17 protein-coding genes are annotated in these 16565 nt (G+C 36.5%); 3 read left to right on the forward strand and 14 right to left on the reverse strand.

The window, feature by feature from the left end; genetic code table 11:
- Positions 1-109: 109 nt before the first annotated feature.
- The 12 genes from IM319_RS21060 to IM319_RS21115 form a co-directional block, all read right to left on the reverse strand.
- Complete coding sequence (locus IM319_RS21060) at positions 110-3523, reverse strand: NB-ARC domain-containing protein (protein WP_287736812.1); 3414 nt, start codon at positions 3521-3523, stop codon at positions 110-112.
- 89 nt (positions 3524-3612) lie between these two features.
- The gene (locus tag IM319_RS21065; RefSeq protein ID WP_287736813.1) at positions 3613-4149 is read right to left on the reverse strand and encodes a Mov34/MPN/PAD-1 family protein; all 537 of its coding nucleotides are present in this window, start codon (positions 4147-4149) and stop codon (positions 3613-3615) included.
- A gap of 96 nt (positions 4150-4245) precedes the next feature.
- Entirely contained in the window at positions 4246-4641 is a 396-nt protein-coding gene (locus IM319_RS21070) for a hypothetical protein (RefSeq protein WP_287736815.1), read from the reverse strand.
- A gap of 23 nt (positions 4642-4664) precedes the next feature.
- Positions 4665-5666: a hypothetical protein gene (locus IM319_RS21075; RefSeq protein ID WP_287736817.1), complete on the reverse strand. Its 1002-nt coding sequence runs from the start codon at positions 5664-5666 to the stop codon at positions 4665-4667.
- A 5-nt stretch (positions 5667-5671) separates the two neighbouring features.
- Positions 5672-5917 (reverse strand): hypothetical protein, encoded by a 246-nt coding sequence (locus tag IM319_RS21080; RefSeq protein ID WP_130757984.1) that lies wholly within the window; start codon positions 5915-5917, stop codon positions 5672-5674.
- The gene (locus IM319_RS21085) at positions 5910-6176 is read right to left on the reverse strand and encodes a hypothetical protein (RefSeq protein ID WP_002741504.1); all 267 of its coding nucleotides are present in this window, start codon (positions 6174-6176) and stop codon (positions 5910-5912) included. Before IM319_RS21085 ends, IM319_RS21080 begins: the two co-directional genes overlap by 8 nt.
- Before the next feature lie 14 nt (positions 6177-6190).
- Complete coding sequence (locus IM319_RS21090; protein ID WP_287736819.1) at positions 6191-9061, reverse strand: FtsK/SpoIIIE domain-containing protein; 2871 nt, start codon at positions 9059-9061, stop codon at positions 6191-6193.
- A 5-nt stretch (positions 9062-9066) separates the two neighbouring features.
- Positions 9067-9516, reverse strand: a complete 450-nt coding sequence (locus IM319_RS21095; protein WP_149107278.1) for a hypothetical protein — start codon at positions 9514-9516, stop codon at positions 9067-9069.
- 25 nt (positions 9517-9541) lie between these two features.
- The gene (locus tag IM319_RS21100; protein WP_287736821.1) at positions 9542-9904 is read right to left on the reverse strand and encodes a hypothetical protein; all 363 of its coding nucleotides are present in this window, start codon (positions 9902-9904) and stop codon (positions 9542-9544) included.
- Between the two features lie 54 nt (positions 9905-9958).
- Positions 9959-10441 (reverse strand): hypothetical protein, encoded by a 483-nt coding sequence (locus tag IM319_RS21105; protein ID WP_287736822.1) that lies wholly within the window; start codon positions 10439-10441, stop codon positions 9959-9961.
- Between the two features lie 204 nt (positions 10442-10645).
- On the reverse strand, positions 10646-11101 hold the full coding sequence (locus IM319_RS21110; protein WP_287736823.1) for a hypothetical protein: 456 nt from the start codon (positions 11099-11101) through the stop codon (positions 10646-10648).
- Between the two features lie 416 nt (positions 11102-11517).
- Positions 11518-12603 (reverse strand): hypothetical protein, encoded by a 1086-nt coding sequence (locus IM319_RS21115; protein WP_287736824.1) that lies wholly within the window; start codon positions 12601-12603, stop codon positions 11518-11520.
- Positions 12604-12904: 301 nt separating this feature from the next.
- Between IM319_RS21115 and IM319_RS21120 the strand changes: the two genes are divergently transcribed.
- Both IM319_RS21120 and IM319_RS21125 read left to right on the forward strand, forming a co-directional pair.
- Positions 12905-14404 (forward strand): ATP-binding protein, encoded by a 1500-nt coding sequence (locus tag IM319_RS21120; RefSeq protein ID WP_287736825.1) that lies wholly within the window; start codon positions 12905-12907, stop codon positions 14402-14404.
- The gene (locus IM319_RS21125; RefSeq protein WP_287736826.1) at positions 14397-15719 is read left to right on the forward strand and encodes a tetratricopeptide repeat protein; all 1323 of its coding nucleotides are present in this window, start codon (positions 14397-14399) and stop codon (positions 15717-15719) included. The genes IM319_RS21120 and IM319_RS21125 overlap by 8 nt, the downstream gene beginning before the upstream one ends.
- 150 nt (positions 15720-15869) lie before the next feature.
- Here the strand turns inward: IM319_RS21125 and IM319_RS21130 are convergent, their stop codons facing one another.
- Positions 15870-16049 carry a hypothetical protein gene (locus IM319_RS21130; RefSeq protein WP_353737564.1) on the reverse strand — a complete coding sequence of 60 codons (180 nt, stop codon included), beginning with the start codon at positions 16047-16049 and terminating at the stop codon, positions 15870-15872.
- Positions 16015-16275 (reverse strand): hypothetical protein, encoded by a 261-nt coding sequence (locus IM319_RS21135; protein ID WP_287078080.1) that lies wholly within the window; start codon positions 16273-16275, stop codon positions 16015-16017. The genes IM319_RS21130 and IM319_RS21135 overlap by 35 nt, the downstream gene beginning before the upstream one ends.
- Before the next feature lie 42 nt (positions 16276-16317).
- Here IM319_RS21135 and IM319_RS21140 point away from each other — a divergent pair.
- Positions 16318-16565, forward strand: a 248-nt coding sequence (locus IM319_RS21140) for a hypothetical protein (protein ID WP_287736827.1), incomplete at its 3' end; no start/stop codon positions are given.

Raw genomic sequence — 16565 nt, forward strand, 5'->3', positions numbered from 1 at the left:
ACCCTTATATAGAAAGGCATTTAGCGATTTTTGTCAATTGTTTTTGATCTAGAGCGAACTAATCAATTAAATCTCTTGCCAGATAAGGATTTAGTCGATTTATGCCCCCCTATCGAACCATACCAAGTAACGAAGAACCAAAACTATTAATTAATCTACCATCTTTGACTTGCCAAAGTTTGACCGTTTGATCATCACTTGAGCTGGCTAATAGTTGACTGTCAGAGCTAAAGACAACAGACCAGATTCTTCCTTGATGACCTGTAAAAGTCCGCAAAGATTGAGTCATATCATCTTCAATAGACCAGAGTTTAATAGTTCGATCTTCACTACCAGTTGCTATTAATCTTCCGTCAGGACTAAAAGCGACTGATAATACCCAGGCCTGATGTTCCTCAAAAGTTTTCAGACAAAATCCTCTCGGAACTGACCAAAGCTTAACAGAATTATCTCCACTACCACTCACCAATATTTGACTATTGGGACTAAAAGCGATCGCCCACACTCGCTTTTGATGTTCTGGGGAAAAAGTGTACTTTTCATCTGTTTTGATATCCCAAAGTTTAATGGTGTTATCGTGACTGGTACTAGCAATCAATTGACCATTCGGACTAACCGCAATTTGATATAATAAAACCCAATAATCTTTTTCTTGTAAAATTTTAATCACCTCGCCACTTTCCCCTGACCATAATCTAATCGTTTGATCTCCACTTCCACTTATCAATGTTTTTCCATCGGGACTAAAAGCTACTGAACAGATCCAGTCAGTATGACCATTAATCTGTTGAAGACATTTATGGTTTTTGATAGACCATAATCGGATCGAACGATCTATAGAACCACTCAAGATATATTGACTATCGGGACTGAAAGTAATTGATGATAACCGATTGCCATATCCCCTAAAACACTGAAGACATTTTCTGGTTTTAACTGACCATAATCGCAGGGTAAAATCTTCACTCCCACTGGCTATATATTGACCGTCCGGACTAAAAGCAATTGACCAGATCCAGTTTTCATGTCCTTCTAAAGTAGCAATATTTTGATATTTTCCTTCTATAATAGACCATATTTTAATGGTTTTATCCCCACTACCACTGGCTAGAAGTTGACCATCGGAACTAAAGGCAACTTGCCAAACCCAATCTTGGTGTCCTGTAAGAGTATGGAGACATTCTCCTGTGTCAACTGACCATATTTTGATGGTTTTATCAGCACTCCCACTGGCTAAAAGTTGACCATTTGGACTAAAAGTAACACCACCTACTCGTTCTTGATGTCCTTCAAGGGTGTGGAGACATTCTCCGGTTTCAACTGACCATATTTTGATGGTTTTGTCCTCACTTCCTGTCGCTAAAAACTTACTATCAGCACTAAAAGTAACTGATCTAATAGGAGCATGATGTTTTTGAGAAGGATCGGGCAAAGAGTGACAATTTATAGATATATCTGTTATAATAGACCAAATTTTTACAATTCCGTCTTGTCCCCCACTTGCTAGTAACTGTCCCTCGGAATTTAATGCTACTGACCACACCCAGCTTCCGTGAGCAGGAAAACTTTTGCTTAATTCTAATTTTCCGTCTTGTTTGACTTTCCAGAGGTAAATCATCCCATGACTGTCACCAGTTGCTAAAAGATATTCTCTTTGAAGATAGCGATCAAACTGACTACAAGAAATTGATAAAATACTGCCACAGGTTTGAGGAAAAATACAATCAGAGAACTGTGAATATGAAAAATCTACTTGGTTGAGTCTAATGTTTGATAAATCGACTTGTCGAATAGGGATATGGGAAAAATCGTAGTCTCTTAAATTACCTTTTTTCAGTATATTAAGTAAGTTAATAATATTGCCAGTAATGCAACCAATTTGTCCAGAAGGTTCATGTTTTAATGTCTTTAAACACTCAATTAGTTGGCTTTCCACATTATTTTCTTGAAAATTATGGATTAAGTTCTTAATTATTGGGTGTAAAATAACATTAATTTGAATCTTTCTTACATAATCTGGAACAGTAGTTTTAGTCAGGGAGTTACTTCTTAATAATTGGAAATTTTGAGTTTTGATTTCTTCTGTTGCTATGGTAATAATTTTTTGAGTGAAATATTCAATCAATAAAGGATGTAGTGTAAAGTAGTCATCTTCTTTATATAAGAGAATTTTGGTAGATAATGTTCTAATTCCTTCTTGAATATTTTTACCGTCAGGTTCAATGATAATATTGTGTTTTAGTTCTGACAAAGAAACTGGATTTCGATTAATCGCTAACTCAAAAAGAATCGCTTTTTCTAAATCAGATAGTTGCTGAAAGTAAGAATTAAAAATAAACTCAATATCTTCTATAAGAAGATTACCTTTTTCTAAAAAATCCGAGAGGTTATTATGATTAACCTGTTGAATATGAAGAGCGATAGATTTGATAAATAAAGGATTGCCATGACAGACTTGTTGAATTAAAAATTGCCATTCATCCTCTGTACCATGAAAGGTGTCAATATCTCCAAAAATTTGCTTTCCAGTTTGATAGTCAAGTCCCTGTAACTCCAGGAAATAGGTTGAAGTCTTATTTCCTGCTAACGATTCAAGTTCTTGAGGAATTTTTCGACTGGTTATAATTAAACAGCTGTTGTGCTTTGACTGACCAATTGCTTGTAAAATTTCCCTATATTCTCCATAGTTTTCATGCTCAATAATGGCATCAATATTATCTAAAAATAATAAACAACGATATTTGGCTAGTATCTTGATCAATTTTACCAGTTTTATTTTAAATTTATCTTCTGTCTTGAAACTGATATTTTGGGAAATAATATTGCCTGTATTTTCAAGAAATTCTAGGGATAAAGGAGGATTCAAAAAAGACCAATAGATAACATGGTGAAATTCCTCTTGAATTTGCTCAATCAGTTTACAGACAAGAGATGTTTTTCCGATTCCTGCTATTCCTAAAATTCCGATAATTTTACACGGGGGACTATTTTGAAAAAACTTTTGTTTTAATAATACCAGTTCTTTCTCTCTGCCATAAATCTGAGAAATATCAGGAATCAATCCGAAATTATCATAATTTATTTCTGTTTTAATTGATGAGTTTTGAGGACTGGGAGATTTACGCTTATCCCATTCTTCCTCAAATTTTTTCAAATTTTCTTCTGTCGATGAATGCCAAAGATTTAGGGTAAAGTGCAAATTTGCCGTGCCTTTAGTTTTGACTCTATTATCTATTAGTATTTTCCATTCTTGTAAAACCTTAAGGTCATTTCTCATCTGTTCAACAGTAATGGTAGCCCCTAACTTTTGCTTAGTAATTCCCTGACAAAAATCTGTTAATATTCTTAAAGTTGTGTTGACAATTAGCTTAGGATGTGATACACCTTCTTCGAGCCACCTGACGGATAGTTGATTTGACCAATACTTGTGATCTCGTGATTCCTTATTAACATGAGTTAATAGTCTTTCTAAGAAGAGCAAAATTCTTTTTTTGACGGTAGGACTGGTATTGAGATTGGGCATAGTCTAAAATTTCACTTTTTAGGATTATAGCTTGATAATCTATTCACCGTCAATTAAGTTAAGTGTTAAAAAAGTTAATACTTATGGAACTAGATTGACAAATAATCGGATAAAGATTTAATCGTCAGGAAATTTTTGGGGATTAATTGATCTCCAATTTGTATAGAAAGCTTAGTATATTGGGGTCGTAAATCAGATTGAGAAGGGAGAGAAACATGATACATAGTCAATCGAAAAAATGGATCAAAATTAACTAAGGCAGAAATAGCTCCCTCAGAATGTTGAGAAGCATATTTTTTATTAATTGTATCATCAGTTAAGGAAAAGTAATCAAAACTACCCGGATGTCTATGCCATAGTCCAAGAACTTCTATGGGTTCTCGATAAAATCTGGCAATTTTGTTAGACAGGTGTTTGATATAAGCATTATCATACTCAAAATAGCCGGGACGAAAGATAGGATTTAGCCCCGAGTCTAAGGTTTCTAAAATATACCATTTATTAGGAGTTCTAATTCCTAAAAAAATGCCACCTGTTTCTGTTTTATAGCTTTCATAGGTTTCAGCCGCAATAGCTAAAAATGATTTCTGGGAAAAAATAGTTTTGATATTCTGGTAACTTGACATTGTTTTTATTCTCTTAGTTATTCATCTTTTTTCTTGTCTAAGATAGATATTGATTGGACATTCATTTCAAGAAAATTTCGTAATATAAATATATTTTTAGTTACAACTGCGATTGGCTTGTTGAATTAATCTGTGAATATTAGGTAATTCTGCCTGAGTTAAGCCGTAATATTCGATAGATCGATCATAAGAATGATAAGCTTGTTTAACTTCTTGTTTTTCTCGTTCTAAGAAATGTTCAACTTGTTGGGAATAGCGTTCAGCCTCTAAAGCATAATCTTTGGCTTTAACCAACTCCTTATTGGTTTTTTCTAAGCCTTGTACCTGTTTTTGCAAAAATTCTATCATTTTCTGATCGTCGTCTTCATGGGGGTCAAGATAACGACGGTTAAGGGTTTTGGCAGCCTCATCTTGCCATAGGCCTCGAATATCTTTACGATAGTCTTGCAGGCTGCGTGATCGCTGCTGCATCTTCCAGACAATATCTTCCATCGTTTTTTATCCTCCAAAAATCACTAAAATTGAAAGGGACGGTTGAATTCAATCAGACTTTCTACTCGATATTCTATTTCTCTTGTTACCCCAATTTCCAAACATTGAGCGGAGTCTCCTTGCTTTTCTGCTCCTTTAAAATCATTTTGGGCTTCTTCGGTGAAATTGTAAGCATTATTTACGGCTAAAGACATTAAATCTGCCATTTCTTGCTCATTGCTTGCCTCTAATTGCGCTCTATCAACTTCCCGTCTAGCGGCATCCGCATTTTCTAAACTGCGTTCGGCAAAACTCAGGGCATTATGGGCATAATTTAAAGTAATATTCGCCTGATAGACGGCTGTTTGAGCATATCCGATGGCATTTCGACAACAATTAACCCTAGCTTGCGCTCGTGCGACTTCTTCTCTTGCTGCTTTTTCTTCTTCAATGGCTTTATTTAAGCGTTGGACTGCAGCTTGAACCGCATTTTGGGCTTGACTAACTTTAGCTTGCTGACCAGAACAATTGGGCGCATGATATCGTCCATCTTTGTCAGTATAGCCTGAATTTTGGCAACTGGTGAGGGCGGATTGTGCGCTTTGTAATTCAGATTCTGCACTGCGTAAAGTAAATTCTGCTTGCTGTCTTTCGTTTATGGCACTTTGTAATCGGGCTTCTGCCCTTTCTAACCAAGCTAACGCAAGATTTAGCTGAGTTTGCCAATGATTTAAGGTTGATTGCGCCTGATTTTGGGTATTTTGAGCTGCTGTCAAATTTTGTTGAGCTTTTTCTAAGACTTGATAACAATTAGATAACAATTTAGTAACTTCATCATTAGCTTGATCAACTAATTTTTGATCATTTTTAGCCTGATCTTGAATAATCGAAGCATGATACAGGGCTTGACTGACTTTTTCTTCGCTTTGTCTTTGATGCCACGACATTTGATCTAGGGTATCACGGGTGGTTATTTTCCAGTATCTAAGTTCTTCAATTAAGTCATTGAGAAGGGTAATGAGAATACGCGGATCTTGAATAGTCATAATGATTAAGATTTATCGGGGATTTCTTGGAGAAAATTGAGGATTTTCTGAACTTCTAGCCTTGAATCTTCCATTTCTGCTAAGGTTCTTGTCCAAAAACCTGTAAATTCTTCGGCGGCTGATCCTTGAAAAACTTCATCAAGCGATCGCCATGCCGTATCGAGAAATTCCAATTCTTCACTTAAAATCAGATAATATTGGTTGAGTGCAGTTTGATAAGCTAAAAGGGCTGTTTTTCGGGAATTATCCACCGTTTAAATACCTCTCTAATACTTGTAATTTATGGTTTAAAAAATCATTATAGGTGGGAATTTGGCGACTATAATAATTATTAGTCTTTTCTTGCAAATCAAGCCACATTTCATCATGTTTTTGTCGTTTTTGGTCTTGCCAATGGGGGGAAAGATCCTCATAGGTGGTTTCCACTTCTCGCCACGCCGATTGAACGCGATCATGGAATTGTTCGAGGGTCTGTTGAAAGTGTTTGAGTTGTAAAAATGAGTCATCCATTGTTAAATTAAGCTTTAAGCTCTTTTGATCAAACTATTGGCAATTTTCTCTAGTTGTTGCTTAAATGCGGGGGTAGATTCCGTACTATAAGGTTTAAAAAGAGTAGTGCGATCGCTATCTATGTCCCGATAAAGGGCTTTAATGGGAACATCTCCATCTGCTTGTAAGCGTGAAGCTTGGCGATCACTAACAAAGGTAAAAGAATCATCTTCTGACATCTGTAAGGCGACTCTATGGCGAAAATAAGCTAAACTTCGCCGAATATCAAGAACATTAGAGAAAGCTTTGATCCCTGAAAAACTGAGGATGAGATGAATACCTTTAGTGGGTCCTTCTTTCAATAATCGCTTAATTTGAGTAGTTAAGTGACTTTCTGGGCTGTAAGACTGCTCATTACTCCGTCTTAAATCATCTACTCTATCTAATTCTGTCATGATGACAAAAATAGAAGGTTGAGTCATCAAGTCTGCTTCACTGAGTTGGTTTCTTTCGTCAAGTTGAACAATTAAATTGTTCAAAATTGCCGTAATAATTCGATTTTCTCGGTTAAATGCCGTCGTAAAGCCCAAAGGTTTTAGAACAATCTGACATACTTCTTCCAATGCTAAATGCCATTGTGTACCAGGTACACTGCGATCTACCACAACAAAACGAGTTTGTTGAAGATTGCCATTAATGGCAAGACTGGTCAAAATAGCCGATAGAATTCCATAACGGGCTGTATTATAGTCTCCACCGATAACTATAACGTTTTCACTGGGGCGACGGCGTAATATCAGCCTTGCTTGTTGCCTCACACTGAATTCTTGCCCTAGCCATGTTAAGAGAGGGTTTTCTGCACTAAACCAGTCAGAAATGCCTAATCCTCCTTTATAAAAAGGCATTCTCGCAATATTTTCCCATTCAGTAGGGGACAACCATTTACCGTAATCTAAAATATGGCGTAATTGAGGATTATCTGCTAAATTAGGCTGAGAATCTCCATCAAAAACCACTGCTTCTGTGTAATCTTCTGGGGAAAGTTGATGAGCTTTTTGAGATAAAGCGTTAATGATCATATCTCGGCGAGATTTTTCGATAAATGCCACTTTCCCAAAATAATTAGAGTTATCATCGCCACTACGGTCATTAATAACAATTTTCCCCGGCAAATCACAGGTCATTAATAATTGTTTTCCTCGTTTCCCAAATTCTGTTAAGGCTTGAATTTCTGTTTTTGACATCTGCATTCCCATTCTCAGGTGAATATTACCCAAAATTCCCGTTTGATTCCGCATTCCCTCAGCCCCAAACCTTTGGGAAGCGAGTAACATATGAATACCCGCACTTCGCCCCTGTTGGGCTAAAATCAGTAGTTGACTCGAAGCAGTATCCTCTTTGTCGTTAAAAAATAACTCCTGATATTCATCAATAATTAGAAGAATACGGGGCATTTTGCCCTCTGGTTGTCCTAGGCGGCGATAACCTGCCAATTCTGACACCCCTAATCTTTTAAATAAGGCGTTACGTCGTTCTTTTTCGGCGATTAATTCAGTTAAAACACTACGGGATAATTCAGGGGAGGAATGTAAGGAAACTACTTCGGTATGGGGCAAATTGCGATAGGGGGCTAATTCTACGCCATATTTGCCATCGATGAGATAGAATCTTAATTCTGAGGGATTATAACGAGTTGCCAAGCCTAAAATAAGCCCATGATACAGGGTAGATTTTCCTGATCCAGTCATTGCTCCTAGCATACCATGAGCGCATTGATGACCTTCGCTATCTTTACCAAACCAAATATTTAATTGATCAGAACTTCCTCTTCCACCGATAGGTGTGGTTATCCATTCTTCACTACTATAATTCCACCAATTTTGCGGATCAATGCCTACTATATCATCCCAATCTAATTTTCTTTCGGGGGGTTTAGCTTGTTTAACTTTATCAAGTAATTGTTTTTGTAAATCTGCTGCAGGAATACTATCCGGTTGAAATTGAAGTTGACAAGATGTTGCTGTATTTAATTGTTTGTTGAGATCAATATAAACGGCATTTTCAAATCCACTCATATTAATATCTCTAGGCAGATCAATATCTTGATTATAGTGAATAAATACATATTTTCCTGCTTCGGGTCCACTATTACCAATTTTTTGTAATTCTTCAATATCTCTACGGTCATATCGTTTAGGAAAATCTGCGACAAAAATGCCTTCAAATCTTTCATTGACTCGAATATCTGGGGGGAGTAAATGTAAGGCAGGAGACTGAGGATCTAAATAGGTTTCTTTGACGCGACGAATATCTTGAGTTACTTCTAATAAATCTCGATAAACTTCGCCACTATTTTCTCTAATTAAAGCTTCAGGAAGGGAACGACGCATTAAAAATGCACCCCCATTATTAACGGGATCGCAGAAAGTGTAACGTATTTGATAAGGAAGTAAAATAGCAGTACGAATCACAAGAGATTGCAGTAATTCTAGTCCCGTATTACGGGTATTATTGCCACAGCGAATAATAATAGTTTTATTCCCACCAACAAAAGGAGTAAATTCGGGAACACAAAAAGTATTATTGCTTGGTCTTTGTTCAACAAATTGACCGATACGAATTAATTCTGTATGCTCTAATGAAGATGATAATTTATCGGTAATGCTCCAAGTTTGCCAACGGGAATCTTGCCAACTTCCTATTATTTCCAATGGTTGCTGTTCTAAATAGGATTGAGTCGATAGATAGCTATCTTGGAGAAATTTTCCAAAATAATTAGGTAATTGTTCGCCGTTTAATTTACCATGATTGAACAAAGAAGCACAAAAGCTTAAATAGTTGGTTATGCGTTGACTACTTTGTTCAATTTTTTGGTTTAACCCTTCAATTTGTTGTTTCCAAAACATAAATATTATTCTCCTTGTTTAGATAATTTTAAAACATTTTTTTGAGCATTTAACTGATACAGTTGAGAAGAATTAGAGTCATCAGAGGAGTTACCTTTAATAAAGATAAACAAAGTAAACAACAAGAAAGCCCCTCCTACACCTAGCCCAATGATTAGGTTACGGGCTTTAATTTTTAAAGACTCTATATCATTTTTAAAGTCTTCTATGTTAGCCTTTTCTTGGTTAATTTTACGGTCTGTTTCTTCTAATTTATCTAGACAAGCTTCAATTTCAGCAGGGGGTAATTGTTGAGGAGTCAAAGGAGAAATAGTCGTGACTTTACTTGGATTACTATAATAGTTAGCAAAGCGTTTACTTAGGTCTTTTCGATTAGAATCAGCCCGATCATATTGTTGCCAAATTTGCTCTCTATTAGCAATCATACGAGCAATTGAATTTTGAATTGTTTTCATGTTTAAACCTCTGGGTTATTGTTAATTAATCAACGAGTTGAGGAATGGATAAATCACAGTCATGTAACCACATGGTTGTGCGTGAGGGTTGATAGAAAACTTGCCAAATTTTATCACCTCTATTATTGGTGTCAATAACACCTGTTAATGAGACGACTTGATCAACAATTAAATAACTTCCACGAGTCCCCTTTCTTGCGTCATAAACACGGCCATCTTGTCGAATAAAATGGTTGTTACAATATCCACTCCGATGAGGTTTAACAATAGCTACCACATTACGATAGTTATTTTCTTGATGACGATGCCATGTTTGAGCATTTACGGGTAAGATTAAGCTGGTTAGACTGACAAGATAGGTGAGAAAAAATAAATGAGTAATTTTCATAGTTTTTGCTAAATTAATGAAAAATATTTGAGGTTAATTAAGAGTTTTAGAAGCTTAATAACAATACATTTCATTCCAATTAGGAGTTAAGCTAGGATCAGAATCAATACAATCTCGTAGGCGAGTTTTGCCATTAGATTGAATAGCAAATTTTTGAATGTAATCTGATCCATGGGCAATAAATTTTACAGCAGCAATATCTTGACAATTAGACACGATCCTGTCGGCATAACTTTTCATTAAAATAAGGGAAGCCATAATGTTTGAAACAATCCTACCACTTCTTTGATCACCAGAGGCACCAGTATTATCTAAGTAAGAACTTAATAACAAAATCAATTCATCTTTTCTATTAGTCGGATTGCCCTGATTGGTTACAGTCCCTTTTTCTACTATCACCCTTCTAACTCCTTTAGATTCTATTTCATTAACCAGAGAATTAATGGTTTCTTGACAGCCAGATTGAGCTTTAACTGGTAAACTAAACCCTAGCTGAATCAGGATAAAAATAGATAAGATGAAGTTAATTTTTTTCATGATTTTCAATTCGCAAGATGGTCAATTTACGATAACATTACTTACTGTTAAGCTTGACTAATTCTTGGTGAATACTAAAAACAAGAATCAATGCTTCACAGAAAATTCGCAAGACTACATAACAGATAGTTAAATGCTAGGGAGGATTAAAACAGTCCAGTTAACCCCTCTAGCATAATCAGAAAAAAAACAACAAACTGTTTATCAAATATCTGCAATAAGTTGATTTAATTCATTAATCATTTTCTTTGCTTCTGTTCCTTCCCAAGGAACATGAGAATATGCTACAACTCCACCGCCGGTTGAACCAACAGCAATGACGGTCTGAAAAGCACTAATGATATTGGCAACTCCAAGTAGAAGTAATGGGAATCCAAATGATCTAATAGCACTAAAACCAACTAAGAGAAGGATTACGCCAACACATAGAAGCAAGAACTTGAACTCAGTTCTAGTTTTAATACCTGCTATGCTTCTTAATGGATATGTTACTTCATCTTGGCCTATAGGGATAAATAGGAGAAGATTGGGTTTTCTGGCGATTAGTCTCTTGTTAGTTAACCAAAAACGTGATTTTACAAAGAAAAGTATCAAGGAATAGCTAAACTCATACTCCTTCTGAACTGACTCACCGCTTCCTAATGGGGTGTCAAATTGCATCTTAAGCTCCTTTACTTGATGTTTTTTTGAATAACTGTGATGAGTACATAAGTGAAAAGTTACCCTAGATAAAAAAGGTATTTTATATTAAGGCAACGTAAGTTGTTCCCTAACCTTAGTTTGGTTAAAGTGCTAACTCTACCCTATCGGTTACTCGACAAAAGCCAGTCATCCCCTTATTTCTAAGTTTCGGCTGAACAGACCGCATCTAGTATGTCAGTATAGCTTGAGAAGAATTTGGGAATTTACCCAAACTGGTATCAATTTAAAATAGCCTCAAACCCTTATAGAGTAAGGAATATGACATCTAAAGCTGAGATCGACTTCGGGACACTTAAGGATATAGCCAATTTTCAGGATAATTTACCTTAAGTTCCCAAAATCTAGTATTTATCGGAAACCTATTAAGCTAGACTTCACACTGCAAACGCTTCCTTGTGTTTATGAAAAATTTGGTCAGCGTTGTGGTACTGATGCTTAATCATCGACTGCTCCAGTTCAATGAGATACCATTGACCAGCAAATGTTCCATATTTTAAGCAAACTTTTTCATTATCGTGTAGAGTGTGCTTAAATCCAAAACGTTCTTTATACAGTGCTTCAATCGTTTCGTCCCCTTTTAGATAAGTCGTGTAGGAGATTTCAGTGTGAGCAATATCATGTTTGTAAGTCAAGATAGCTCGAATCAATTGCTGATAAACAAGATAACTTGTTCCTATTTTGCCAGTTCCCTGTTTATCATATAGAGAGAGACTTTCGCCGACGCTTGTTACATTTTTGGGTAACATCAAATGCTTTCCTGTGTGTTTTCCTTCACAAAATGTGGCCAGTTGACAAGGCAAATAGTAGCCATATTCAGCCAGAGCATAGGTATAACGTGCAACACCGATTACCTGAGAGGGATTTTGTTCAGGATAGGCTAGAAAAATAACCGATTGGTGAGTAAATAAATCGTCGATTTCTCGGCAATAATTTTGCGAATCAGGATAGCGATTCTTGAGAAATAAGAAATAAGATTCTATTTCTGCCGGTGTTTCCGCTTCCTTGACCAGATAACCTTTGACCTTTGGCACATCAAAACAAAGTAAGGCTCTTTTGCGAAGAATCCAGCAGTTGCCAATGTTACTTAACACAATAAACCCAGCACAAAAAAACAGGCTCTTCACAGATTGCTCAATATTAGGGGTTTGGGATATATCATAGACAAAAAGAAAGCCGTTATCCTGTAACATTCTTCGGACAGTCCTTAAAGTGAATAGAGGATCTTTTTGTGTGTAATTTGTGGTCTTTAGCGTTTCAAAGGTTTGTGCCGTTGAATCCTTTTCCTCGTTTGGTTTTAAATCAAGCCAACAAGAAAGTTGCTCATAGTGACGCTCGCGTATTTGACCAATAAATAAGTGATTGACATCGACTCCATCCGACGACAGTAGCCGCACCGATGTAGATGATAATGAGGTAAACTGTTTACCATTGGTTTGGTTGATTATTTGAGAAATAGCCATTTTGCTACCCTTAGGAAGAGGACAACGAGCAATGAGGCTCTCTTCATTGGGAGTAAAGCGATAGAAATCCTTAGATTTTCTACGGAGAGGCAAGCAAAACGATGATTTTTGGGCGCAAAAAGTTAAAGAAGCTGGAATTAGAAAGAATTAGAAAGCTTGAATGGCTTCCTATACCTATAATTGAGCAAATAGCTGATATGTACTTAGTCAGATTGAGAGAAAGTTTTTCAAAAAATGAGAATTCCGGGGGATAAGTGATCAATAATAGAGAAATAAACTTATGTAGATTGAATAGAGAGCAATGAAGTTAAAACTCTCCGTAGCGGGACTTGAGCAAGTCAAAACCCGATGGGCGCAAAAACAAAAAGAAGGCTGGACTAGAGAGCATTTATGCACAGAAGCTAGTCAATTTGCTGAACCTGATAGGAATTGGGAGGAATTGTTCAATCTCCGAAGCTACGCTTTGAATTGCACCCCAGAGACTTTAGATCGATTTTTAAGGGATAAAACCATTCAATCGGAAGGTTTTTTCGCCTTTTGTCGAGCTTTGAATATTGACCCTTCAAAAGTCGCCGACCTAGATAATCTTTTGCAAAAACTGACTCAAAACATCGAGCCTATTTGGGTGGGGCGAGAGTCTCTTCAAAGTGATTTACTGGAAAAACTAAGAGGCGATTGTCGCATTGTGGTGATTACAGGAATAACAGGTATTGGGAAAACTGCCCTCACCTACAAATTGGCCTTAGCTTTGTGTCAAGAAGGTTTTCCTCCTGAACTGCCTATTGATTTTGATGGGTTTAATCAACCGGAGCATCAACAGTCGCAATCAGAAGCACAAAACTTTATCAGCACAGCTATTGATTTACTCAATCGTGGCGATGAACCTGTTACGGCAAGACAAGCAAAAAACCCAGAACAATTATTAACTCAACTGGTTAATCATCTGAGCAATAATCGTCGATTGATTTGGTTTGATTCAATGGAAAATCTTTTACAAGGAGAAAAACAAGATGGCAGTAATCGCTTTAAGGACCCCCTCTGGCGAGGGTTTTTTCAAAAGATATTAGAAGCCGAAGATTGTCAGACTCGAATTGTGATAACTTCGCAGGATAAGCCTGAAGATTTTGAAACTTTTAGTCAAGATCAATATTGGCATATTCAGCCATTAATGGGATTAGAAGATCAGGAAAGTTTACAGTTATTTGACCGTTTATTTCAACAAGCAGAAGTCGAATTAATTCTTCATGGACGTAACCTTGCTTACCTCAAAGAGATCGGAAAACTTTATGAAGGACACCCTCTTGCTCTCCGCTTAATTTCCGGTGATATTATTGAAAGACTGAATGGAGATATCGGCACTTATTATGAGGAAAATAAATCCCGATTTCGACGATTAAGAGAAATGATTGATGAAGCTCAAAAAGCCAATGCTGATGATTATTACAAAGTTAACTTAATGACCAAAAACTTACGAAAACAACTGTTAGAGGAGGAAATCGAAAGAACAATAGAGCGACTTGAAAACACTTTTGAAACTGCTTATTTATTGCTTATCTATGGTTCCACTTATTCATCTTTTGAACTTAAAAATGCGTGGTTTCAAAATCTTCAATTGTTTTCAGAATACGAGGAACAAGATTTAGACCTAGCTCTTTTTACCTTGTTTAACCGTTATTTAGTAGAAACTCAAAAACAACCGGGATATGAACCACATATCAAACAGCATAGTTTAATTCGCAATGTTGCTTTCAAGAAGCTAGTATCTACCCAAAGAAAAGAAGGAAACCCAAATCATGAATGATTTTAAATCTCCTCAATTAAGAGTTAAAGAACATTTCAAAAGTATTGATTTTACTGTTTTTGGAGAACTCGCTCAAGTTAAACAAAAAGGGGAAATTTTAGCGGCGACAGGAAGTCATTTTGAAAAAGCACATTTTGGCGCATTTATCTGGCATTTAATTGGTTATGAACGCCATATTAATGATAAAATGGGACAGAAGCTCTCTATTCAAGAACGGGCAAGTCGTTATGTGGAAGCATTTCTCTGTCTATGTCAATTAGGTTGGTACAAAGAGGCTAAATCTTTGTTTTCTTTACCTTTAGAAATTCATGATCCAACTTCTTTCCCCTTGCACAAGCAATTACGCATCTGGGGGCACTACGAAAATGCCATAAAACTGTGTAAGGGATTATTAGGAAATTTTGACGCTGAAACTGATTTTCTCTGTTTAAGTGAACTCGGTTATATGTATCGAGAATTAGGACAATTAGACCAAGCAAAAAATTATGCGGATAAAATGTTATCTTTAGCCGAGCGATTAAACAATACTCTTTGGAAGGCAAGAGTAAAAGTAAATATAGCCACAATTGATGGAATAAAAGGTGAATATTTAAACGCTGAAATAGGACTGAATGAAGTTTTAAATCTAGCCGAGATTCTTCCCGATTGTGACGAAAAATTTGAGATTATTAATGTTGCTTATTTAAATCTGGGTAATTGTTATGGTTATCAGGGAAAAATTGACCAGACTATTGCTTGTTTAGACAAATACTTAAAATGGGCAGAAAAAATTAAAAATCTTATTTATCAAGCAATGGCTTTACGAAATTTAGGAGAAGCATACCGGCGAATCAATGATTTGAATCAAGCTATATATTATACTCAAAGAAGTCTTAATTTATCTGAGCAACTAACCGATGAAGCAGGAATTATTTTCTCCTTGGGAAATTTAGCCTCAATTTATGGGCAACAAGCAAATTTTGAGGAGTCTGAAAAATACTTTAAACAACAAAAGAAAAGAGCTTTAGCTATTTCAGATGTAGCAGGTGTTGCCCATGCTTGCGCTGGACTAGGAGAAATTTATAGTATCACTCGAAAGGATGATCTAGCCTATCAATATCTTAAGCAAGCTTTAGATATTGCCCTCGATATTGGAGAACGATATATAGAGCTAGAGACTTTAATTATTTTGGCTGAATTTGAAGAAAAAACCCATGATCTTAAATCAGCTATTAATCACTGGCAAAAAGCCTTACATCTTTCTAAACAATTAAATATTCTCTCACATAAAGAGAACTGTGAACAAAATCTAGAAAGGTTGTTAAACCCCAACTAAGTTGAGACTGAGTAACGCACAGAAAACGGGTTTCTCCGAGAAACCCGTTTTCTACTCATGCACTCATGCAAAAGGGGGAATACATAATCAGTTTTTAATAACTGGATTTAGTATGACAAGCAACTCGTTGTCACCCCTTCAGCGGTCACACTAGATTGAAACAATCTGAATTTCCCTGACTAGGTGCATTGGTTTGGTTTGCTTTTCGGTGGTGATTAGTTCATCAGCTTGAATTTGTAGCGCAGCAGCAACATGAAGTGCATCCATCGCCGCTAAACCGTAAGTGCCAGCAATTTCATGACTCACTGCATCCCCCTCGACGTGCAGCAATTTCTTGTTCTATCTCGTCTTCATTGAGCAGTTGCAATCCAGCTGCGATTGCCCGATGTCGGATTTCCCATAACTTTTTGCTTAATGGTGTTTGGGGAATAAAATTAGATTGTGGTGCTGTTGTTTCTGACTTAGACTTAAGTATTTGAACAAATTGTAAAACTTTTTGTTGCTTTTCCGGTGTCAGTTCTCGCCATTGTTCAAGTAGTTCTTCTTCTTTACCCATAAATACCTCGCTCTTAAGTTATGAATTGTTTGCTTTTAAGCAATGCTCATTGTTGACATCCTCGCCGCCGTAAAACGGACGGCGATTCCTCACCACGCCACCTTTTTAGAATGGTCGCTGAATGGGGTTGACGCTTCACGGGATGCTGCTTCTTTAACAGAAGTCTTACGCTTTCCTCCACGTCCATTTTGTGTGTCCGAATGCCCTCCGGCCACTTTGAACAAGTCGAAAAAATCTCATGTTCCACCTTATTTCCTAGAAAGTTTTACTCGTTCAAGGCCGAATTTGAA

Origin of the sequence: Microcystis sp. M113S1, assembly GCF_020246945.1 — a bacterium.
Lineage (GTDB): Bacteria > Cyanobacteriota > Cyanobacteriia > Cyanobacteriales > Microcystaceae > Microcystis.